The following is a 21,773-nucleotide window of genomic DNA, read 5'->3' on the forward strand; positions in this document are numbered from 1 at the left end:
ATCAGGCTTCATCATCGTGACATTTGCGGTGACGGCCGGTTCAGGTAGGGTAGGCGGATGCTGCCCTGACCGGACCTGCAATGTTCTCCTTTCTCCGCCCCAACCGTTCCAAGACACCGGCAGCCGCCAAGCCGGCGCCACGACACCGGTCGCCTGTCGTCTCCACCCCGCGCCTGATGGCGCTGGCGGCGGTGCCGGTACCGGTGGAGGTACGGGTTTCGGCTCGTTCCCGCCGCCTGTCGATGCGGGTGGATTCGGTGCGCAATGTCGTGCGTGTCTCCACCCCGCCGCAAGTATCCGATGCCGATATTCAGCGTTTCATCGGGCGCCATCTGGAATGGCTGCAACAACGCCTGTCCGCCGTACCGCCCCGTTTCACCTTTCAGGATGGCGCGCTGGTGCCGATTCTGGGGGTGGAATATCGCATCCGCCACTTGGCCGGCCAGCGGCTGGCCCCCCGGCTGATGGTGGAGGCGGGGCAGCCTTTGCTGGTGGTGGGGGGCGAGCTTGCGTTTTTGAACCGGCGTGTGACCGATTTTCTGAAAGCGGAGGCGCGCCGGCAACTGGCGGCGCGGGCGCGGCTGAAGGCGGCTGCCCTGGGCGCCAAGGTCACGGGTGTGTCGGTACGGGATACAAGATCGCGCTGGGGCAGCTGTTCGGCCAGCGGCCGGCTTTCCTTCTGCTGGCGGCTGATCCTGGCACCCGATGCAGTGTTCGATTATGTGGTGGCGCATGAGGTGGCGCATCTGAAGGAAATGAACCACTCTGCCCGTTTCTGGGAACTCTGCGCCAGCCTGACACCGGCGGTGGAAGGGCCGCGGGAATGGCTGCGGGTCAATGGGGCGCGACTGCACGCTTATGGCTGATCACCGCCGGCGGACCTGTCCTCCTGCCGGGTGAAATCTCGCCGCTCCACCAGTCTGGCCGGCAGCGATGTTCCGCCCTATTTTTCAGCGGCATGATGATCCAACGCCTTTTCCGACCCTTTCTGTCCATCATGGTGCCGCTGCTGCTGCTCAGCCTGTTGCTGGGTCTGCCGGGCGATCCAGGTCGCCTGGGGACGCCTGCCCATCTGGCGTTGGCACCGGAATTGGGCCTGTTGCTGGGGTTGCTGGCGCTTTGGGCCCGGCGGACGGGGCCGTCGGGCTTTGGCGTTATTCTCTTCCTCTCATTGTTGACCTTGCCCTTTGTGCTGTTGCGGCTGGCCGATCTGGGGGCGCAACTGGCGGCGGGGCGGCCCCTGCAGCCGCTGTTCGATCCGGTCTTGCTGCCGGCCCTCTGGGGTGTGCTGGCGGGCAGTGTGGGGCCGATACCGCTGGCCCTCCTGCTCTGCCTCATCCTGCTTGGGTTGGTCGGGCTTATCTCCCTCGCCTATCGCCACATGGTGCGCCCGCTGGCGACGGTGGAGGGGCGATGGCTGGCTGGGGTGTTGGCGCTGGGGCTGCCCTTATTGTCCCTGTGTAGCCTGCCGGGTGCGCAGCCCTTCAGCCTGGGCAGTGTCGCCGCGATCATTGACCAGAGGGAGCGGGTGGCAGAGGGGCGGCGGATGCAACAGGCCCTGGCCGCTGCCCTGACGCATGATCCGGTGGCCGACATCCCGGCGACCCAGCGGTTCGCGTTGCTGAAGGGGCGGCCGCTGGTGCTGATCTGGGTGGAATCCTATGGCCAGTCAGCCTTGACCGATCCCCGCCACGGTCCCTTGGTCTCCACCCGGCTGGCCTTGCTGGAACAGGAGCTGACGGCCAAGGGCTTTCACATGCTGTCCGGGCTGGTGGACAGCCCGGTGCTGGGCGGGCGCAGCTGGCTGGCCCATGGCACCTTGCGTGCCGGCATCCGCCAGGAACAGCCGGCACAGCAGGGGCTGGTGCTGGCGGCGGGGCATGTCGGTCTGGTCGCGGCCCTGCAACAGGCCGGCTGGCATACCCAGGCCATCATGCCCGGCCTGTCCGGACCCTGGCCAGAGGGCAGGCTATGGGGTTTTGACCGGGTGTTGAATGCCGGGGCCCTGGGCTATCAGGGGCCGCGCTATGGCTGGTCGCCGATGCCGGATCAGGCGCTGTTCGCGGCACTGGATGCGACCCGGCCCTTTGCCGCCGGTCCCACCTATCTGGAACTGGTACTGACCAGCAGCCACGCCCCCTGGACGCCGCTGCCGCCCTGGCGGGACGGGGCGGAGGGGCTGGCGGATGGCAGTACCTATGGCCCGCCGGATCGCCCGGATTACAGCGGCATGGCGGGCGCCTATGCCCAGTCCATTGATTACAGCCTGCGGGCGGCCGGGGATTGGCTGGCGCGGTCGCTGCCGGATGATGCGCTGGTTTTGCTGCTGGGGGATCATCCGGCCCTGGGCTGGATCGCTGATCCGACGGCAGCCGGCCATCACGTGCCGCTGCATATCCTGTCTAAGGATGGTGCCCTGCTGCAGCCGGCGCGGTCCTGGGGGCTGGTGGACGGGATGCTGCCGGCCACCGACAGCCCCGCCATCCCGATGGAAAACCTGCTGGGCCTGATCGCTGGCAGCTATAGCGGCCCCAAACCCGGCGGGGTGTGAGGCCGCAGAGAAGAGGTTTGGCCGGCGTTTTGGAACCGCCGGCCAAATGTATCATATCAGTGGCTGTAAAGAGCGACCGATGGTCACTCTTTACAGCCCTTCAATCGCCAGCGCCCACCCTGTGGGCTCGGCTACGCCGCATGTGCGGCGCGGCGCCGGTCGGCGCCGTACCATCTGTCAAAATTTTTGACCGATGGTATCACGCGTGCTTTTCCAGGGCGGCGACGCCCGGCAGGGTCTTGCCTTCCAGCCATTCCAGGAAGGCGCCGCCGGCCGTGGAGACATAGGAGAACTGAGCCGCCACACCGGCATGTTCCAGGGCCGCCACCGTATCGCCACCCCCGGCGACGGAGAGCAGCCGGCCCTGCTGGGTCAGGCCGGCGACCAGACCGGCAACGGCGTTGGTGCCGCTGTCAAACGGCTGAATCTCGAACGCACCCATCGGCCCGTTCCAGACCAGGGTCTTGGCGCCCTGCAGCTTGACCGCCAGGAATTCCACCGTCTTCGGCCCGACATCCAGCATCATCTCATCCGCCGCAATGGCGGTGACATCGGCCAACCGGTGTTCGGCACCCGCCTTGAACTCCTTGGTCATCATGCCATCGACCGGCAACAGCAGCTCACAGCCCGAGGCTTCTGCCTTGGCCATGATGGCGCGGGCCTGCTCGGCCATATCGACCTCGCACAGGGACTTGCCAACGGAAACGCCCTTGGCGAACAGGAAGGTGTTGGCCATGCCGCCACCCAGCACCAGCATATCCACCTTGGACACCATGTTCAGCAGCAGTTCCAGCTTGCTGGAGATCTTGGCCCCGCCGACAACGGCGGCCACCGGGCGTTCCGGGGCGGCCAGCGCCTTGCCCAGGGCTTCCAGTTCGGCCTGCATCAGCCGGCCGGCGGCACTGGGCAGCAGATGGGCGATGCCTTCGGTGGAGGCATGGGCGCGGTGGGCGGAGGAGAAGGCATCATTCACATAAACATCGCCCAGGGCTGCCATGGCCTTGGCCAGATCGGCATCGTTCTTTTCCTCGCCCGCATGGAAGCGGGTATTCTCCAGAATCAGCACACCGCCGGCCGGCAGGGCGGCGATGGCGGCGGCGGCCTTCTCCCCGATGCAGTCCTCGGCAAAGGCGACCGGCGCACCCAGCGCGGCGGCCACCGACGATACCACCTGGCGCAGGCTGTTCTTGGTATCCGGCCCGTTCTTCGGGCGGCCGAAATGCGACATCACCACCACCTTGGCACCCTTGGCGGCGATTTCCTTCAAGGTGGGGATCAGGCGGTCGATGCGGGTGGTATCCGTCACCTGCCCGTCGGCCACGGGCACGTTCAGGTCCGCACGGACGAGGACGGTCTTGCCGGTGACATCAATGGTATCGAGGGTCTGGAAGCGCATGACGGATTTCCCCAATTCGGATGGTATGGCCTGCGCAAGGGATTGCGCGGGAGGCGGGCGGAGGGAAGCATAAAAGCGCCCCACCTTCAACGGGGGCGAATGGGGCCCCCTTCCACAGAGACTCATAAAAAATTCACGCTCTGCGATAGACAGCGTTTCACAGGCTTGTCATCGTTCTGTCGCAAAAGCCCGGCGCCGGTGGAAAATCTTCATGCTGGCGTTGGCTTTTCAGGATGGAATCAAAAGCCAAGAGCTGTCATGTCGCCGCGCGAAATCGAACTGAAACTCTCCGTCGCCGCAGAGGATATGGATCGGCTGCGCAAGCTGCCCGTCCTCTCCCCGGATGAGGGAAAGCCGACCGCCAAGCTGCTGGATAGTCTTTATTTCGACACGGCCGACCGCCGCCTGCAGGCGCATGGCCTTTCCCTGCGGGTGCGCCGCCAGGGTAAAAAGCTGGTGCAGACGCTGAAATCGGCCCCGCCGCCGGGCGTTGGCGCCCTGGTCCGCGGGGAATGGGAGGTGCCGGTGGCGGCCCCGCGTCCCGATCTGGCCGCCTTGCCCGATCCGGCGGTGCTGGCCCCCCTGGGTCCGCTGACCGCCGATGAGCTGGAGCCGGTGTTTGAAACCCGCATCCGCCGTCAGGTCCGCCTGTTGACCCCGGCGCCGGGCGTGCGGATTGAGGTGGCGATCGATCAGGGGGAAATTGTCACCCCGGCCGGTGCCAGCCTGCCCATCAATGAACTGGAGCTGGAACTGGTGGAGGGTGAGGATACGCTGTCCCTCTATCATCTGGCCCGCACCATCCATGCCGCCCTACCGGTGCGGCTGGAGATGGAAACCAAATCGGCACGCGGCTATGCCCTGGCAGACGGCGGCAGCCTGACCACCCGCAAGGCCGACAAGCTGACCCTGGAAAAAGACACGACGGTGGAGGAGGCGCTGGCCAGCGTTGTCCGCCATTGTCTGACCCATATGCTGGCCAATCAGGCCGCTGCCCTGGCAGGCGAAGACCCGGAGGGGGTGCATCAGATGCGCGTCGCCCTGCGGCGCCTGCGCTCCAGTTTTCAGATTTTCCGGCCGTTCATTCCGGCAGACCAGCAGGAAACCCTGGTGCCGGGGGTGAAATGGCTGGCGGGCAGCCTGGGGGCTGCGCGTGAATGGGATGTGTTCCTTGGCGAACTGCTGCCGCCGGTCACCGCGGCACTGCCCGGCCATCCCGGCCTGGTGGCACTGGAAAAGGCAGCACAGGATGCCCACGCCGCCGGCTATAAGGCCGTGCGGGAAGCCATCCTGTCACCCCGCTATACCGGCCTGCTGCTGGAACTGGCGGCCTGGGTGGATGGCAGGGGCTGGCGCAACCAGCCGGTCAGCGAACGCTCCGCCCTGCTGCTGCGGCCCGTATCGGAAATGGCGGGTGCCTTGCTGACCAAGCGGTACAAGCAGGCCCGCCGGCGCGGTCGTGGCTTCGCCCATGCGGAACCGGCGGAGCGGCATGAGCTGCGAATTGCCTTGAAGAAACTTCGCTATGCCGCTGATTTCTTTAGAAGCCTGTTTGATCAGCGCGCCGTTCGGCGTTTCCTGGAGGATCTTTCCGGTTTGCAGGACAAGCTGGGCCATCTGCAAGATGTTGCCACGGTGACCAAGCTGATGCGGGAATTGGAGGACACGGCGACTGGACCGGCCACCAAGGGTTGGCAGCACGGGGCCGGGCTGGTCACCGGCTGGCACGCAAGGGGGCTGCACGATATGGAATCCGGGGTGGTGGAGGATTGGCGACGGTTCGCCGACACCAAGCCCTTCTGGCGGGAGCCGGCGGAGAATACTGACGGTGCCACGCTTATTTAACGGAAAATCAAAGGGTTAATGAACGATGCTTACCGTTCTTGTCAGCAATATCAAGGGGGGCGTTGGCAAGACCACCATCTCCACCCATCTGGCGGCGGCCTTTGCCACGGGTGGCCATCACACCATCCTGGCGGAGATGGATAAGCAGAAATCGGCGCTGGGCTGGCTGAAACGGCGCCCGGACACGGCTGCCCCCATTGTGGGAGAGGATTGGACAAAGGAACTGGGTGAGGTGCCGGCCAAACCGGGGCGTCTGGTGATCGACGTGCCCGCGGCCATGCGGCCCAAGGAGGTGGAGGAACTGGTGCGTATCGCCGATCTGGTGGTGCTGCCCCTGCTGCCGGGTGCTTTTGATGAGGCGGCGACCGCCCGTTTCCTGAAGAAACTGGATGAGCTGAAATCCATCCGCAAGAACAAGGTGCCGGTCGCCGTGGTCGGCAACCGGCTCCGTCCCCGCACCAAGGCGGCCGACAGGCTGGACCTTTTCCTGTCCGATATCGGCCATCAGGTGGCCGCACGGCTGCGCGACAGCCAGCTTTACCCCGATCTGGCATCGGAGGGATTGAGCCTGTTCGACATCAAGACCAAGCGGGTTGCCGATGCCAAGGCGGATTGGGCACCGCTGCTCGCCTTTATCGAGAATGTTGGGCGCGGCTGAGTCGCGGCTTACAAACTCATACTATTGGAAACAGGCACGTGATTTCCCTTTCAAAGCGTGTCTTGGCCGCCGATCCGATAGCCCGCGCCAATTAATCCGCAAGCAGTTTTCCCCGCCTGCTGTTCATTGAATGGCTAAAGGCAGAGAAATCCATTGCCAGTCCCGATCCAGACGATAAGGTCTGCAAATCATTGCGCGTACACGCAGAATGAAGATCGGGTCCGGCTTCCATGCTGGATTTCTGGCAACAGGGGGCAGGGGGATGCAGGATCAGGGGCAGGAACGGGCAGAGAGATTACGCTTTCTGGGTATTGATGCCGCGACCTGCGCCATTTTGGGCGGGGTGAAGGCGGATATTGCCAAGGTGCTGCCCGGCATCATTGACGCCTTTTATGCCGATCTTCGCGCCTGGCCCACCATGTCCCGGATGTTCCGGGACGATAGCGCGATGAACCATGCCAAACAGAAGCAGCTGAAACATTGGCTGAACCTGTTTTCCGGCGATTTCGGTCCCAGCTATTTTGACAGCGTGCGCGCCATCGGGCGCGTTCACAGTACCCTGGGGCTGGAGCCGCGCTGGTACCTGGGCGGTTACGCCCTGACGCTCTCCCGCCTTTACGCGGCCTTGTTGAACAACCATTCGCCCCGCGGCTGGTTTCCGTTCGGCCGGCGCCAGAATGCGACAGCGGCGCATCTGGCAGAGGTGATGCGGGCGGTCAATTTGGCGGTGATGCTGGATATGGATCTGGTGATCAGCACCTATCTGGAAGAAAATGCTGAACGCCATAACCGCCGGCTGCAGGAAATCGCCGGGGAGTTGGACGCCCATGTCCGGTCCATGGTGGATGGTGTTGCTGCTGCCGCCGCGCGGCTGGACAGCAATGCCCGCGCCATGAAGCACACGGCGGATGAAACCAGCAATCGTGCCGCCCTGGCGGGGGATGCGGTCGGACAGGCCAGCGACAATGTCAATCATGTCGCCACCGCCTCTGAGCAGTTGAACGGCGCCATTCACGAGATTTCTGCCCAGGTCGTGCAGTCAACCCAGGTCGCCCGCGCCGCCGTGGATGAGGTGGGGACGGTGGACAGCAGTATGCAGGAACTGGCTGACGCCACCACCCGCATCAACCAGGTGGTTGACCTGATCAATGAGATTGCCAGCCAGACCAACCTGCTGGCCCTCAACGCAACCATTGAGGCAGCACGCGCCGGGGAAGCCGGCAAGGGCTTTGCCGTGGTGGCAGGCGAGGTCAAGCAACTGGCCCAGCAAACCGCCAGGGCCACCGAAGATATCGTGCGCCAGGTGGGGGAGATGCAGAACCGCATGGCCCGTGCCATGGATGCAATCAATGCCATTGAGCATACGATCCGCGACATGGACCATATTGCTGGCACTATTGCGGCGGCGGTGGAACAGCAGGGGGCTGCCACGCAGGAGATTACGCGTAACGTTCGGCACGCGGCTTCCGCGACCGCCACAGTGGCCAGCAATGTCACCGGGGTGACCACGGCCTCGCGCATCGTCGGGCAAACCGCAGACGAGTTGACATCATCATCGACCGAACTGAGCCGAGAGGCAGAAGCATTGCGATCCGGCGTGCAGCGGTTGATCCATCAGCTGACAAAGTCAGCCTGACATGACGTCACTGTGTGACGATTGAGCGCGATCTTCTCTGAAGCTGCGCAATTCAAATGACGGGGACGCCAAACTTGGCGTCCCCGCTTTTGTTCAGGCAGCAGAAACGTGGTTGAAGATCGCCATCGCCGGATACGCATATTCCAGGCTGGCGTTCAAATTCGGAATGCTGCCAGGGCCCTGGATATTGTACTTGCCCGGGGGATGAGGCAGGGGGGAACTGGTGGCAAAGGCCGTCAGCGTCGTTCCCGACAGGGTGGCGGATTCGGCAGTGCACTTGAAGTTGTTATCAATGCCAGTGATCGTCACAGGATAAAAATGCATCGTCATTCTCCGTTTTCAGATAGAGGCTGCTCCCTTGAGATTTTCTCAATTTAAGAGCGAATTCAGGGTAGTTCATATGAGTTAAATTGCAATTTTAAAGAGCAAAAACCATAATTGATAACAATCTACAGACTTTGTTGGCGATGGAGGCAGCCCGGGCCGCGGCCACCGCTCTGCCCGGCAGGCCACGCCGATCAGAGGATTTTTCAGCTTTTGCATTGAAGAGATGATTTGCAAATGACGGTAAGGTGCGTGTGATTTAACCAGTTCGCCCTTGCTGGAGATCCGGGAGTGACAGCAATATTGGTACGCCGTTGGATGGTGATCCTGGGCCTGACACTCGCCGCCACGCTGGTGCCGGTGGCCTTGGGGCGGTTCATGCCTTTTCTGGCATCGCTGGAAACCTGGCTGGCGGATTTCCGTGTCGCCACCCTGTTGCCAGCAGAACCGCAACAGCCGGATATCGTCTTCGTCGCCATCAATGAAGAGACGGTGACCCGTTTTCCCTATCGTTCCCCGATTGATCGGGATTTTCTGGCTGACCTGTTGCTGACCCTGGAACAGAAGGGCGCGCGGGCCATCTTTTTCGATATCCTGCTGGATACGCCCACGGAACCGGCCAAGGATGCGCGACTGAAACAGGTGATGGCGGGGTTGCGTGTTCCGCTGGTGGCCAGCTATGGCAGCCAGAGGGAAGGGTTGACGGCCGCCCAGGCCGCTTTTCTGGATGATTTCCTACCGCCGCCCCTGCGCGGGGCGGCCAATCTGGAAAAGGACCCCTATGATGGCATTGTCCGCACCATCTATGCCGGCAAGCCGAACCCGGCGGATGACAAGGCCCCGCCGGTTGCCCTGGCGCTGCTGGACAAGCTGGGGCTGAAACCGCCGTTGCAAGCGGGCACGCCCGTGGCGTGGCATGGCCGCCCGGACAGCGCCACCGCCCCTTTCAGGACCTTCGCATCCCAGACGGTGCCCGTGCTGCCGGCTGGCTGGTTCAAGAACAAGATCGTGGTGGTGGGCGCTGACCTTTCCGATATGGATCGGCACGCTACTCCCTTCCGCGCTGCGGCCGATCCAGGGCAGGCAACGATGCCGGGACCGCTGATCCATGCCCATATGATCGCGCAATTGCTGGAAGGACGGCAGCCGCCCGTTCAGGGGATGGGGATTGCCCTGCTGGCCACATTGGCTGCCGCCCTGGCCGGCACGCTGCTGGGCCGGCTGGATGTGGCACTGTGGATGCGGATGGGGCTGTCATTGCTGGTGCTGGCCGGCATCTGGCTGGCGGGGTTGCTGTTGTTCCGTCATGCCAACATGATGGTGCCGATCATCGCCCCGTCACTGGGCTTTGGTCTGGCGCTATGGCTGTCCGACCTTCATGCCGGCCGGCAGGAGCGGGAACAGAAGAAATTCATCCAGGCGGCCTTTTCCAAATATCTCTCACCGGCTTTGTTGGACGATATCCTGAAGGATCCCTCCAAGCTGCAACTGGACCCGAAGCGCCGCGACCTCTCCTATATTTTCACCGATGTTGCCGGTTTTACCACCATTTCGGAGAGCATGGACGCGGTGGCGCTGTCCGATGTGATGAACCGCTATCTGGATGGGATGGTGAATATCGTGTTCCGCCATGGCGGCACGGTGGATAAATTCATCGGTGATGCGGTGTTTGCCCTGTTCAATGCGCCGCGCGACCAACAGGATCACACCAGCCGCGCCGTGGCCTGTGCCCTGGAACTGGATGCCTTCGCGCAATCCTTCCTGGAGGCAGAAATCGCGGCTGGTCGGGCCTTTGGCATCACCCGCATCGGCGTCCATGCGGGTCCGGCCAGCGTGGGGAATTTCGGGGCAGAGGCGCGGTTTGAATATACCGCCCTGGGCGATGCGGTGAATACCGCCGCCCGGCTGGAGGGGCTGAACAAATATTTCGGCACCCGGGTGGCGATGAGCGGCGTGGCGGCGGAGCGCTGCCCCGATATTCCGCGTCGGCCCATCGGCCAGATTGTGCTGAAGGGCAAGACGGAACCAATTGCCGTGTTCCAGCCGCTCTCCCCGTCTCAGGCGCAGACAATCCTGATTCGGCGTTATCAGCAGGCCTATGCGCTGATGCAAGCCGGCGATCCGGCAGCCTTGGAGGCCTTTGCCGCGCTGGCGGCGGATGCGCCGGAGGATGGCCCCACCGCGCTGCATCTGGCCCGGCTGCAGCGCGGGGAGGTGGGGGATAAGGTGGTGATGGGCGATAAATGAGCGGCGGAAAGGGGATTCTCAGCCCCGCCGTCCGATCATTTCCAGCAATTTGGCGTGCAGGCTGGGATCGCCGGCGGCCACAACATTGCCGCTGGTGCCCAGGCGCAGCGGCTGGCCCTCCCAATCGGTGATGACGCCGCCGGCCCCTTCGATGACGGCCACCAGGGCTGCCCAATCATAGGGTTGCAGGCCGGCTTCCACCATCAGGTCGATGAAACCGGCAGCCAGCAGGCCGAAGGCATAGGCATCGCCGCCCCAGACCATGTAACGGCTGGCCGCTTCGGTCAGGCGGAACTCCGCATGGGCAAAGGGCATGGTCGCCGCCTGGGTGGCCAGCGCGATATCGGGGCAGTGGCGGGTGCGAATCGGCTGTCCATTCAGTGTCGTGGGCTGCCCCTTCACGCCCAGCCAGCGGTCCCCGATCACCGGCTGGTCGATAATCCCTAAAACCGGCACGCCCCGGTGCAGCAGGGCGATCAGGGTCGTGAATAGCGGCCGGCCGGTGATAAAGGATTTGGTGCCATCGATCGGGTCGATCACCCAAACATATTCGGCATTGAGTTGGCTGCTGCCATGCTCTTCCCCCAGGATGCCATCCTGGGGCCGTTCCTGCGTGAGGATGGCGCGGATGGCCGTTTCGACCTCCCGGTCGGCGATGGTCACGGGCGAGGCATCGGCCTTTACATCCACCGCAACCGGCGTGCGGTAATGCCGGCGGGCGACGGCCCCGGCGGCATCGGCACAACGGATCGCCAGTTCGACATAGGGGGCAAGATCGATGGCAGACATGGGGGTAACTCCAGACCGAAGATCACAGGCGTGCGCGCCGGTGGCGATATCCAAATAAAAAAGGGGGTGGCTGATCAGCCACCCCCTCCCTAGCATATTCCGAACGCTTTGCCGATTACGGCAGCGGTACCGGGCTGTCAGCCAGCGTGCGCAGATAGGCGATCACGGCCGCGCGATCTTCCACCTTTTTCAGGCCGGCGAAGTTCATCTTCGTACCCGGAACGCCGACCTTCGGGTTGGCGATGAACTTGTTCAGATGCTCATAATCCCAGGTGCCTTCCTGCGCCTTCATGGCGTCGGAATAGGCGAAGCCTTCGGCATGGGCATGTTTGTTGCCGACAATGCCCCACAGATTCGGGCCGACCTTGTTGGCGCCGCCCTTTTCGAAGCTATGGCAGGCCGCGCAAGCCTTGGTGAGCTTCTGACCCGCAGCCGGATCGGCAGCCGCCAGCAGCGGCGTCACCGGATCAGGCTCCGCCGGGGCGGCGGGCGCATCCGTCGGCGCGGCAGAACCACCCTGCACTTCCACCTTATAGGCGCGCTCGGTCGGATAAGTCGGGTGCATCAGCTTCCTGGAAAAGAAGCCGGCGAACAGGGCAACGAGCGTTGCCGTCAGGATCGCCATGAAAATCTTATTGAAGGTGCTGCCAGCCATCAGTCCTAATCCCTTGGGTACCCTGGGCGCGGGCACAATAACGCCAATAGACAGGCACGTCCATGCCCGCCTGTCAGGCAAACCATGCGCGTTGTTTAACGCAGGACAGGCGGTCGCACATGGAGTTTCCGCCTTGACCCAGGGGACCAAATGTCGCACGGACAGATCATCATGACGCATGCACAGAAAAATGCCCTGCCGGGCAATCCTCTGGTGGTGGTCCCGGCCCGCCTCGCTTCCACGCGGCTGCCCAACAAGCCGTTGGCCGATATTCATGGCCTGCCGATGATCGTGCATGTCTGGCGCCGCGCGGCAGAGGCCGGTATCGGCCCCGTGGTGGTGGCGGCTGCCGAACAGGCGATCGTCGATGCGGTGGAATCGGCCGGTGGCCGTGCCGTACTGACCGACCCGGACCATCCGTCCGGGTCTGATCGTATCTGGGAAGCGGTGTGCAAGGTCGATCCTGACGGCCAGCATGATGCCATCGTCAATGTGCAGGGTGACCTGCCCACCATTGAACCGGCGGCGGTGCGGGCGGTGTTCGGCCCCCTGGCCGATGCGCAGACGGATATTGCCACACTGGGCGTTGTCATCCGCGATCCGGCGGAGCGGACCAATCCCAATGTGGTGAAGGCGGTTGTGGAACTGCCCCCCGGCGGGCTGTCCGGTCGCGCGCTTTATTTCACCCGCGCCACCGCCCCCTGGGGGGACGGGCCGCTGTTCCACCATATCGGCCTTTACGCCTATCGCCGCCCCGCTCTGCAACGATTCGTCAGCCTGCCGCCGGCAGAGCTGGAGAAGCGGGAAAAGCTGGAGCAATTGCGGGCACTAGCCAATGGCATGACCATCCGTCTGGCCGTGGTGGATACCGTGCCGCTGGGGGTGGATACGGCCGAGGATCTGGAAAAGGCCCGCCGGATGCTGGCCCCCGTTTAAGAGAATCAACCGCAGCAAAGAAGATTTTAATCGCCATGCCCGCCACGACCATCGCCTATCAGGGCGCCCCCGGCGCCAATTCCGACCTTGCCTGCCGCAGTGTCTTTCCGGAGATGACCTCGCTGCCCTGCGCATCCTTTGAGGACGCGTTCGCGGCAGTGCATGAGGGGCGCGCAAGGCTGGCGATGATCCCGGTGGAAAATTCCGTAGCCGGACGGGTGGCGGATATCCACCACCTGCTGCCGCGCGGTGGTCTGCACATTATCGGCGAACATTACCAGCGCGTGGTGCATTGCCTGGTGGCCCCCAAGGGGGCGACGATGGAGGGGCTGCGGGAGGTGCACTCCCATATCCAGGCCCTGTCGCAATGCCGCACCTATCTGCGTGAACGCGGCCTAGCCCCCGTCAGCCATGCCGATACGGCCGGGGCGGCGGCTGACGTGGCCAAGTGGAACGATCCCGGTATCGCCGCCATCGCATCCGATCTGGCGGCGGAAATCTATGGGCTGACGATTCTGGCCAAGGGCATCGAGGATGCCGCCCATAATACCACCCGCTTCCTGGTGCTGGCCAAAGAGCCAGTGACGCCGCCCGTTGGCAGCGACACAGTGACCAGCCTGCTGTTCCGCGTGCGCTCCGTCCCGGCAGCGCTTTACAAGGCCCTGGGCGGATTCGCCACCAATGGGGTGAATATCACCAAGCTGGAAAGCTATCTGGTGGATGGCCGCTTCGTTGCCGCCCAGTTCTATGCCGATGTCGAAGGCCATCCCGACGAACGGCCTTTGCAACTGGCCATGGAAGAGCTGAATTTCTTTGCGCGCGAGGTGAAAATCCTCGGCGTCTATCCGGCCCACCCGTTCCGTCGGGCGGCCAATCAACAGGAAGGCCAGGATTGACGGCTGATTCCTATCAATTGGTGGCGCAGGTGGTGGGGGCGGAGGATTGCTGCCGCCTGCGCCACATTGCCGGCATGTCGCGCCGCGATGTGGCGGCGGCGCGCATCGGCCTCGCCAACAGCTATTTCGGGGTGCATGTCCGCCATGGCGCCGAGATTGTCGGCATGGGTCGCATCATTGGCGATGGTGCCTGTTGTTTCCAGATTTGCGATATCGCCGTTGATCCGGCGCATCAGGGCAGGGGGCTGGGCAAGCAGATCGTGGCAGCCCTGATGGCGCATCTGCGGGCCCATGCGCCGGCCGGTGCCTATGTCAGCCTGATCGCCGATGGCGACGCCCGCTTTCTATATGCTCAGTTCGGTTTTGCCCCAACGGCACCCGCCTCCATCGGTATGGCGCTGAACCTTTGACCGGGGACGGTGTTACCTGATGGCAAATCTCCCGGCGGGTGGGCTGGCTGCCAGCTGTCCTAAACCTATATCTTTCGGGATAAGGCACAACGCTTAACGAAATCAGACACCAACCGCCTTAAATTGTTTTTTAGGGCAGGGGTGCCCAAGGCAAGCCAGGGATAAGCCGTGATGCCGCAGGGCCAGGGAAAGAATATTCTGATCGTTGAGGATGAGTTTCTGATCGCCATCCATGCGGCCGAAGTGATGGAAGGGTTGGGATTCTGCGTGGTCGGACCGGTCGCCACCATTGAACAAGCCCTGGAACTGTTGCGGGAGGGGGCATTTGACGGGGCGATTCTTGACGTCAACCTTTCCGGTACCCTGGTCTTTCCGGTTGCCGAGGCGCTGGTTGATCGGGGTATCCCCTTCATTTTGACCAGCGGGTATGAGGCCACTGGCCTGCCGGAACGCTGGCGCGATCGCCCCCATTTGCGCAAGCCGGTGATTGAACGCGATCTGGCGCGATTGGCCGGACATGTCTTCACCGCTGACACGGCCATGGTTGCTGCGAATGCCTGATGATGGCGCCGGCCCGTCGCTGGCGGAGCCTGAAAGGGCAGACAAGATGACAAGACAACGTATCCTGCTGGTGGAAGACAGTCCGACGCAGGCCCTGCGGCTGTTGTTTCTGCTGGAGGAGCAGGGATACGAGGTGGAGCATGTGGAAAGCGCCGAAGAGGCGCTGCGCGTGCTGAACCGCACGGTCCCGCATCTGCTGATTGTCGATCATCATCTGCCGGGATTACAGGGGGCGGACCTGTGTAGACAGGTCCGTTTGCATGTCGCCACCCTTTCCATGCCCATCCTGGTCCTGACGGCGGATGAAACACCGGCCCGCCAGCGGGAGGGGCTGGATAGCGGGGCCGATGATTTCCTGCCGAAATCCACCGATCCGGCCGTGTTGATGCTGCGCGTGCGCAACCTGTTGCGCCATGCCCGCCGGGACGCCGATGTGGATGTCTTGCCACAGACGGTGTTCCGCCAACCCCGCGCGCTACTGGCTGGCTTCAACATCGACGATGCCCGCGAGCTGCAGGCCCTGCTGCTGGAAGAGGGCTGTCTGGTACAGCGCGCCAGCGATGCGGAAACGGCGCAGCGCCTGCAGGAACAGATGCCGATGGATGGTATCCTGCTGGCCGAACGGTTACCGGGGTGCGGCTGGCTGGATTTTGCCCGCCAGGTGATCGGCGGCTCGCAACTGCCACCCGCCATCATCCTGGTGATGCGTGATGTCGCCGGCGGCCAGCTGACGCAGGAGATGCTGGAAGCCGGTATCAGCGACATCTATGTGCAGGGGGCTCCCCTGGCCCCGCTGCGGGCACGGCTGCGCGCCATCATGCGGCGGCGATTTCTGGAGGAACAGAACCGCCGCCTGCTGGCCGATTTCCGGGAACGGGAAGGCCGGGCGCTGATGCTGGAGGCAGAGCGCAATGCCGCCCAGGCCCGCGCCGCCCTGGCCGACCAGTTGGCCTTTGCCAATAAACGGCTGGCCGATCAGGCCCTGATCACCAGCACCATCACCCGCAATGTGCGCACCGGTCTGATCCTGACTGATGCGGCGGGTGCCATCACCTATATCAATCCACCGGCCCAGTCGCTGCTGGGGCAGGCGCCAACAGATGCCGACCGGCATTGCCTGTTTGCCCGCTTAGGCGTGAAACTGACTGACGGTCAGCTGCCCGGCGAAATCACCGACCGTTCCGCCATGCTGACGGCTTCGGATGGGCGGAATGTGCCGGTGCTGTTTTCTGTCACCCCCCTGCCGGGGGGCGGGCCGGAGCATGATGCGGAAGCGGTGGCCCCCTCCGGCGCGGTGGTGCAGATCATCGATGTCACCGAACGGCGTCAGGCAGAGGAGCGCCAGGCCCTGTTGATGGCGGAATTGTCCCATCGGGTCAAAAACACCTTGGCGACGGTGCTGTCCATCGGGGCGCAGACGCGCCGCCGCCACACAACCATTGACGGATTCTGGTCGTCGTTTGAGGGACGTCTGCGCGCCCTGTCGGAAACCCATAACCTGCTGGCCGAACATTTCTGGGAATGGGTGCAGTTGCGGGAAGTCATCGGGCATGAGGTGACCCCCTATGCCCAGACCCCGCAGGATGTGATGCTGGACGGGCCGGCCATTGAACTACGCCCCCGCGCGGCGCTGGCCCTGGCGCTGGTTTTCCATGAACTGGCAACCAATGCCGCGAAATATGGTGCCTTCCTGAGGGCGGAAGGGCGGTTGCAGGTGACCTGGAGCCTTGGGCAGAAGGAAGGCGGCCCGCCGGTCATTCTGCTGGAATGGCGGGAAATTGGCGGGCCGCCCATCAGCCCGCCATCACAGAACGGCTTCGGCTCCACCCTGATCCGCCAGAGCATCGCCTATGAATTGCGCGGGAAATCCAGCCTGGATTTCCCGCCCGATGGGCTGCGCTGCCATTTGGAAATTCCGCTGGGGCCGGATTTGCGGGTGATCGGGCCGGCTGGCTGACCCCGCCAGTCGATACCGTTTTCCCATAGCCCCTTCCATAAACAGCATAGAAATTCGGGGGGCCGAGACCGGCCACCCTATGTTAGGTTGCCAATATGGGGGAACGGAAAGAATAACGTGATGCAATCGTTCGATGCCCGGCAGGTAGTGATAGATGCGTTCGTCGCGCGCCTGCTGGACGGCTTCCACCGGGTCTATGGCCATCTCTACCCGGAACACAGCAATGCACTGTCGACAACGGCAGTGCTGGCCATGGAAGCGCTGGTGAATTCCACCGCCCCCTATCATGATTACGAACATTCCATCATGGTCACCATGGTCGGACAGGAGATTGTCCACGGCAAAATGCTGCGGGAGGGGAATGTCACCCCCACCGAATGGGTGAATTATCTGGTGGCCCTGCTGTGCCACGATATCGGTTATCTGCAGGGGGTGTGCCCCGGCGACCGGGGGGCGGTGGCGGTGATCAATGCGGAGGGCGACACGGTGACGGTGCCGCCCGGTATGACCGATGCCTATCTCACCCCCTATCATGTGGAGCGGGGAAAGCTGTTTGTTGGCTGGCGCTTTAAGGATGACCGCATCATTGATTGCGATTTTGTCTGCACCTGTATTGAAAATACGCGCTTTCCCGTGCCGGATCATGGGGAAAAGGCGCTGGAAAGCTGGCCGGGGCTGGTTTCCGCCGCCGACCTGATCGGCCAGATGGCTGATCCGGATTATCTGCGCAAACTACCCGCCCTTTATCAGGAATTTGAGGAGATCGGCGCCAATGCGCGCATGGGGAACAAATCCCCTGCCGATCTGCGCCGCACCTATCCGGCCTTCTTCTGGAATCATGTCCACCATCATATTCTGGGGGGCCTATCCTATCTGGAAGTGACGCTGGAAGGGCGTAAATGGATTTCCAGCCTGATGTCGCACGTCTTCGTGCAGGAACATACGGCCAAGGGCAGGGGGTAAGGCCATGTTCCGTCCAGCCGATATCGTGATTGAGATGCTGTTGCGCCGCCTGTCGGAAAGCTATGCAGAGCTGTTTCCGCTGGCTCCGGCGGAATATCGGGCCGCCTTGCTGCGGGCCTGCCGCATCGGCGCCACCCATGCCGCCCGTACCGACGCGCTTTACCATAATCTGGACCATACGGTGCAGGTGGTCTGCGTCGGTGTGGAGATGCTGAAGGGCAAGATGCTGCGCGACGGCGATCTGGACGCGCATGAGGCGATGCATTTCATCGCCGCCCTGTTGCTGTTCGCCATCGGCTTCAACCGCCGGCTCTTGCCGGGTGATCAGGCGGATCGGGTGGTGATCCAGCCCGATGGCACCAGCGTGGAACTGCCCGACGGGGCAACGGATGCGTTCCTGCGCCCCTATGCGCCGGAACGCGGCATGATGTTCGTGCGCGCCCATTTCGCCGACAGTGCGATTCTGGATGCCGATCTGCTGGCCGACTACATTGATTATACCCGTTTTCCGCCATGTCCGGAGCGCCAGCCGGACCTGACCGGCTTTCGCGGGCTGGTGCGGGCGGCCCGCCTGATCGGCATGGTCTCCGATCCTTATTTCATGAAGAAGCTGAAACCCCTGACCCAGGAGTTCCAGGAATCCGGGATGCTCGGCCAGCTTGGCGTGGCCGATGTGGTGGAGTTCCGGGCCAATTATGTCCAACTGTTCTGGAACACCCTGAACCCGCTGATCTGCGAAGGCATGGAGTTGTTGGATTTCACCAATGACGGCCGCGACCGTCTGGCCTCGATGCGCCTGCATCTGCTGCGCGAAGAGCATCTCAGCGCGATCCACCGCCGCCCGACCTGACGCTTTTGCGGAAATGCGCCGAGAACAGCTTTATGAGTTGAGTATATTTTCCATAAGATAACTTATTGATAATTTTGTTGTAGGCGCAACGTTAAAATGTCAGTGCCCCTCCGCACGCCTGAAAAGCGGACGTGCGGAGGTCGAGATTGTCGTCACTCAGCGATAAACCAGCACCGGCGTTGTCGAATGGGTCAGCACCTTCACCGTCTGGCTGCCCAGCACCACGGCCGCCAAGCCGCGCCGCCCGTGGGAGGCCATGGCGATCAGGTCGCATCCTGCCTTTGCCGCTGTCTCAATGATGGCTTCATAGGGATGATCGGCCTGCACCAGCGAGGTTTCGGCAGCGACACCGGCTTTGCTGGCCGCTTCCGCTGCCGCCGAGAGCAACTTTTCCGCATGGCCAACGGCGTGGCCTTCATATTCGGCGCGCGTCTGGGCCAGCTGTTCGGTCTCTACCGAGAAGACGTGGAACGGTTCGATCACGGTCAGGACATGGACCTGGGCGCCGATTTCCTTGGCAAAGGCCACCCCCTTATGCAAGGCGGTCAAGGAAAGCTCCGACCCGTCCACTGGAATGAGAATGCGCTTGTACATCGGCTTCCTCCAACCCTGATTATTGATTACGGGTTCAGGATACGACCTATCGGTCAGAGATGCCTTGATCCAGGTCAGTTGATGCAGGTTTCCAATTCGGCGCCCCGCTTGATCAAGGTCGGGGTCACGACATAGAAGGGGCGAAAAACCACGCTAAGCAGACAAATGGAGAACATCAGGCCGTGAGGCGTTCGGTTGGCGTTCTCAGCATCCGGTAGCCATCCTGGTCGAGCTTTGCTAGTTCCGCCCAAAGGTAGTCGCCGGTGAGGTTGATGTGCTGCCAGCCCAAGGGTGCCAGATAGGGCAGCAGGTTGTCGGGAATATCCTCGCCCTGCCCGCGCAGGAACCGGATAACGCGGTCCATGTAGACTGTGTTCCACAGGATGATGGAGGCCACGACCAGGTTCAGGCCGCTGGCCCGGTGCTGGCGGCTTTCCAGGGTCCGGTCCCGCAGGCGGCCGAGCCGGTGGAAGCAGACGGCGCGGGCCAGCGCGCGCAGCAGGGCGTGGTTTGTTGCGGCCAGCGCCGCATAATCGGTACCGTCATCGCGGGTCAGCTCGCTGGTCTCCGCCACGGCGGCCTTGAATTTCTCCCAGGGAATGACCGCCTCGATGGCTGCAAAGGCATCCGTGCCCTTGTCGCGCGCATTGATCAACGCCTCGCCCACCCTGGCCAGCAACCGAACCTTGTCATTCATGGCCCGGCTGTTTGCCTGGATCGTCTCGGCCGCGCGGCGTTCCGCCCGTCGGAACAGGCCGCCGATGAGACGGTCGAACATGCCGATGATATCGTCGGTGAGCCGGGTAATGGTTTCCAGCACGGTCATCGTCAGGATGGACTGCCGGCGCAGCGGTGCCAGGGCTGACAGATGCTGAGCCGATAATCGGCCGCCCTCCCGGATCAGGAGATGGACACGATCCACATGGATGCTTTCCCGGATCGCCGGATCGATGCCGAGGGCACGCAAGACGGACAGTTGTTCAGTCAGCCTGGACATGGCGCGATGACCCGTGGCGCCGGGCGGCTGACGTGCCCAGGCCAACAGGCTCATGCCTGTATCCGGACGTTCCACCAGCAACCCGTCAATGCCCTCGCGCTGCTCCACCGTCAGGGCGGCATCGATCTGCCTTTCGAGATGACGCTCGGCCTGCAACAGGGCGGTGGCCACTAGGCGTTCGATGGTGGAGGCAGCGGGAGCCGCGACCATCCGCCGCCGCAGTTCCTCCATCAGCAGGCCGGCCAGACCCATGTCGCTGGTGGTGGCCAGCGCGACCGGGAGCAGCCATTTGGCGATCTCACGCCGGATCGGTTGCGAGAAGGTGGTGTAGCCATAGATAGCGTACAGCGCTTCGAGCTGGTCATAGCGTGTCTGCTACCGGGTGGCATATTCCGCCAGCGCGTCGGGTGGCAGGTCCAACTGATCGGCGACGAAAGACAACACCTGGGGCGGAACCAGTTCCCCCGGTCGCAGCAGCCGGCCCGGGTAGCGGAGCGCGCAGAGCTGGACGGCAAAGCCCAGTTGGTTGTGCGGTCGCCTCCGCCGAGCGACGACGGCGATGTCAGCAGGGCTCAGCGTGTGATGGCAGATCAGGTCGGTCTCCGCCGTGGGCAGCGCGAACAGCGCTTCGGCCTGGGCATCGGTCAGTACGCTGCGGCGCGGCATGGCGGCTCTGTCCCAGTTGGAGTATAGTCTGTTTTGGACAACAATCGGCCCATAGAAATCAAGGCCTTCCGGCACCAAAATCCACGAGAGTTCAATTGGGACAACGAGCCGCCATCTATTGCCGGGTTTCGACCGCCGATCAGTCATGTGAGCGGCAGGAGCGCGACCTGGCCGCTTTCGCCCGCCGCGCAGGTTATGAGGTGGCCGCGATATTCAAAGAGACCGGATCGGGAGCGAAACTTGACCGTGCCGAGCGACGAAAGGTGATGGCACTGGCCCAAGCTCGTAAAATTGACGCGGTGCTGGTCACCGAACTTTCCCGATGGGGTCGCTCGACCATCGACCTTCTCAACACGCTACGCGAACTGGAAAGCTGGAAGGTCTCCGTCATCGCCATGAATGGTATGGCCTTCGACCTGTCGTCACCACATGGACGAATGCTGGCAACCGTCCTCTCCGGCATTGCCGAGTTCGAACGCGATCTGATCAGTGAACGGGTCAAATCCGGCCTCGCCGCAGCAAAAGCACGCGGCAAGAAGCTGGGCCGCCAAACCGGTGAACGGCCAAAATCAGACCGGCTCGGGCCCAAGGTCATGGCGCTTATTGCTCAAGGGCAAAGCTATCGATGGATCGCCCGCGAACTCGGCATCAGCAAAAACACCGTCAGCGATATCGCAAAACGATTTCGAACAGAAGACTCCAAGCTTTGGAAACCACTTTCCATCAAAGAGGTTGCCCTCCTATTCGCCGGCAGCCCCTTTCCATGGTGGGTTGCCGGTGGTCACGCGATAGAGCAATTTGTTGGTTCTGCTTTCCGATCCCACGGCGACATTGATGTTATG

19 protein-coding genes and 2 pseudogenes are annotated in these 21,773 nt (G+C 62.9%); 14 read left to right on the forward strand and 7 right to left on the reverse strand.

From position 1 onward, the window contains the following. Nucleotides 1-80 precede the first annotated feature (80 nt). Both PCJ49_RS01855 and PCJ49_RS01860 read left to right on the forward strand, forming a co-directional pair. Nucleotides 81-866, forward strand: a complete 786-nt coding sequence (locus PCJ49_RS01855; RefSeq protein WP_269909449.1) for a SprT family zinc-dependent metalloprotease — start codon at nucleotides 81-83, stop codon at nucleotides 864-866. A 92-nt stretch (nucleotides 867-958) separates the two neighbouring features. Further along, nucleotides 959-2,551, forward strand: a complete 1,593-nt coding sequence (locus tag PCJ49_RS01860; protein WP_269909450.1) for a sulfatase-like hydrolase/transferase — start codon at nucleotides 959-961, stop codon at nucleotides 2,549-2,551. Between the two features lie 199 nt (nucleotides 2,552-2,750). Here the strand turns inward: PCJ49_RS01860 and PCJ49_RS01865 are convergent, their stop codons facing one another. Beyond that, nucleotides 2,751-3,947 carry a phosphoglycerate kinase gene (locus PCJ49_RS01865; RefSeq protein WP_089287180.1) on the reverse strand — a complete coding sequence of 399 codons (1,197 nt, stop codon included), beginning with the start codon at nucleotides 3,945-3,947 and terminating at the stop codon, nucleotides 2,751-2,753. A gap of 258 nt (nucleotides 3,948-4,205) precedes the next feature. Here PCJ49_RS01865 and PCJ49_RS01870 point away from each other — a divergent pair, with 258 nt between their 5' ends. The 3 genes from PCJ49_RS01870 to PCJ49_RS01880 all read left to right on the forward strand — a co-directional run bounded on the left by PCJ49_RS01870 (nucleotide 4,206) and on the right by PCJ49_RS01880 (nucleotide 8,086). Continuing rightward, nucleotides 4,206-5,792 carry a CYTH and CHAD domain-containing protein gene (locus PCJ49_RS01870; RefSeq protein ID WP_269909451.1) on the forward strand — a complete coding sequence of 529 codons (1,587 nt, stop codon included), beginning with the start codon at nucleotides 4,206-4,208 and terminating at the stop codon, nucleotides 5,790-5,792. Nucleotides 5,793-5,817: 25 nt separating this feature from the next. Further along, nucleotides 5,818-6,450, forward strand: a complete 633-nt coding sequence (locus PCJ49_RS01875; RefSeq protein WP_089287178.1) for a ParA family protein — start codon at nucleotides 5,818-5,820, stop codon at nucleotides 6,448-6,450. Nucleotides 6,451-6,712: 262 nt separating this feature from the next. Further along, nucleotides 6,713-8,086, forward strand: a complete 1,374-nt coding sequence (locus PCJ49_RS01880) for a globin-coupled sensor protein (RefSeq protein ID WP_269909452.1) — start codon at nucleotides 6,713-6,715, stop codon at nucleotides 8,084-8,086. A 93-nt stretch (nucleotides 8,087-8,179) separates the two neighbouring features. Here the strand turns inward: PCJ49_RS01880 and PCJ49_RS01885 are convergent, their stop codons facing one another. After that, nucleotides 8,180-8,416, reverse strand: a complete 237-nt coding sequence (locus tag PCJ49_RS01885; RefSeq protein WP_269909453.1) for a hypothetical protein — start codon at nucleotides 8,414-8,416, stop codon at nucleotides 8,180-8,182. A 285-nt stretch (nucleotides 8,417-8,701) separates the two neighbouring features. On the opposite strand from PCJ49_RS01885, the gene PCJ49_RS01890 reads away from it, so the two are divergent. Next, nucleotides 8,702-10,657, forward strand: coding sequence for an adenylate/guanylate cyclase domain-containing protein (locus tag PCJ49_RS01890; RefSeq protein ID WP_269909454.1), 1,956 nt, complete (start codon nucleotides 8,702-8,704; stop codon nucleotides 10,655-10,657). Between the two features lie 18 nt (nucleotides 10,658-10,675). On the opposite strand, the gene PCJ49_RS01895 is transcribed toward PCJ49_RS01890, so the two are convergent. After that, a complete protein-coding gene (locus PCJ49_RS01895) occupies nucleotides 10,676-11,446 on the reverse strand; it encodes an inositol monophosphatase family protein (RefSeq protein ID WP_269909455.1) in 771 nt (256 codons plus the stop codon). 115 nt (nucleotides 11,447-11,561) lie between these two features. After that, nucleotides 11,562-12,101, reverse strand: a complete 540-nt coding sequence (locus tag PCJ49_RS01900; protein ID WP_269909456.1) for a cytochrome c family protein — start codon at nucleotides 12,099-12,101, stop codon at nucleotides 11,562-11,564. A gap of 171 nt (nucleotides 12,102-12,272) precedes the next feature. Here PCJ49_RS01900 and PCJ49_RS01905 point away from each other — a divergent pair, with 171 nt between their 5' ends. From PCJ49_RS01905 to PCJ49_RS01935, 7 genes are all read left to right on the forward strand, one after another. Then, nucleotides 12,273-13,037, forward strand: a complete 765-nt coding sequence (locus PCJ49_RS01905) for a 3-deoxy-manno-octulosonate cytidylyltransferase (protein WP_269909457.1) — start codon at nucleotides 12,273-12,275, stop codon at nucleotides 13,035-13,037. 35 nt (nucleotides 13,038-13,072) lie between these two features. Then, nucleotides 13,073-13,933 (forward strand): prephenate dehydratase, encoded by an 861-nt coding sequence (locus PCJ49_RS01910; protein ID WP_269909458.1) that lies wholly within the window; start codon nucleotides 13,073-13,075, stop codon nucleotides 13,931-13,933. Beyond that, nucleotides 13,930-14,343, forward strand: coding sequence for a GNAT family N-acetyltransferase (locus PCJ49_RS01915; protein WP_269909459.1), 414 nt, complete (start codon nucleotides 13,930-13,932; stop codon nucleotides 14,341-14,343). Before PCJ49_RS01910 ends, PCJ49_RS01915 begins: the two co-directional genes overlap by 4 nt. Nucleotides 14,344-14,514: 171 nt before the next feature. After that, entirely contained in the window at nucleotides 14,515-14,904 is a 390-nt protein-coding gene (locus tag PCJ49_RS01920) for a response regulator (protein ID WP_089287171.1), read from the forward strand. A gap of 46 nt (nucleotides 14,905-14,950) precedes the next feature. Continuing rightward, complete coding sequence (locus tag PCJ49_RS01925) at nucleotides 14,951-16,861, forward strand: response regulator (protein ID WP_269909460.1); 1,911 nt, start codon at nucleotides 14,951-14,953, stop codon at nucleotides 16,859-16,861. Between the two features lie 120 nt (nucleotides 16,862-16,981). Beyond that, complete coding sequence (locus tag PCJ49_RS01930; RefSeq protein ID WP_153204440.1) at nucleotides 16,982-17,824, forward strand: metal-dependent phosphohydrolase; 843 nt, start codon at nucleotides 16,982-16,984, stop codon at nucleotides 17,822-17,824. Nucleotides 17,825-17,828: 4 nt separating this feature from the next. Further along, nucleotides 17,829-18,674 carry a hypothetical protein gene (locus PCJ49_RS01935; protein WP_269909461.1) on the forward strand — a complete coding sequence of 282 codons (846 nt, stop codon included), beginning with the start codon at nucleotides 17,829-17,831 and terminating at the stop codon, nucleotides 18,672-18,674. 156 nt (nucleotides 18,675-18,830) lie between these two features. Here the strand turns inward: PCJ49_RS01935 and PCJ49_RS01940 are convergent, their stop codons facing one another. The 3 genes and pseudogenes from PCJ49_RS01940 to PCJ49_RS01950 form a co-directional block, all read right to left on the reverse strand. Next, entirely contained in the window at nucleotides 18,831-19,268 is a 438-nt protein-coding gene (locus PCJ49_RS01940; protein ID WP_269909462.1) for a universal stress protein, read from the reverse strand. A gap of 175 nt (nucleotides 19,269-19,443) precedes the next feature. Next, nucleotides 19,444-19,770: a Tn3 family transposase gene (locus tag PCJ49_RS01945; RefSeq protein WP_269909815.1), complete on the reverse strand. Its 327-nt coding sequence runs from the start codon at nucleotides 19,768-19,770 to the stop codon at nucleotides 19,444-19,446. Then, nucleotides 19,762-20,931, reverse strand: a pseudogene (locus PCJ49_RS01950) (DUF4158 domain-containing protein); the annotation flags it as partial. The gene PCJ49_RS01945 and the pseudogene PCJ49_RS01950, both read right to left, overlap by 9 nt. Nucleotides 20,932-21,026: 95 nt before the next feature. Between PCJ49_RS01950 and PCJ49_RS01955 the strand changes: the two are divergent. Continuing rightward, nucleotides 21,027-21,614, forward strand: a pseudogene (locus tag PCJ49_RS01955) (recombinase family protein); the annotation flags it as partial. Nucleotides 21,615-21,773: the final 159 nt, after the last annotated feature.

This window comes from Niveispirillum sp. BGYR6 (assembly GCF_027568365.1).
Classification (GTDB): domain Bacteria; phylum Pseudomonadota; class Alphaproteobacteria; order Azospirillales; family Azospirillaceae; genus Niveispirillum.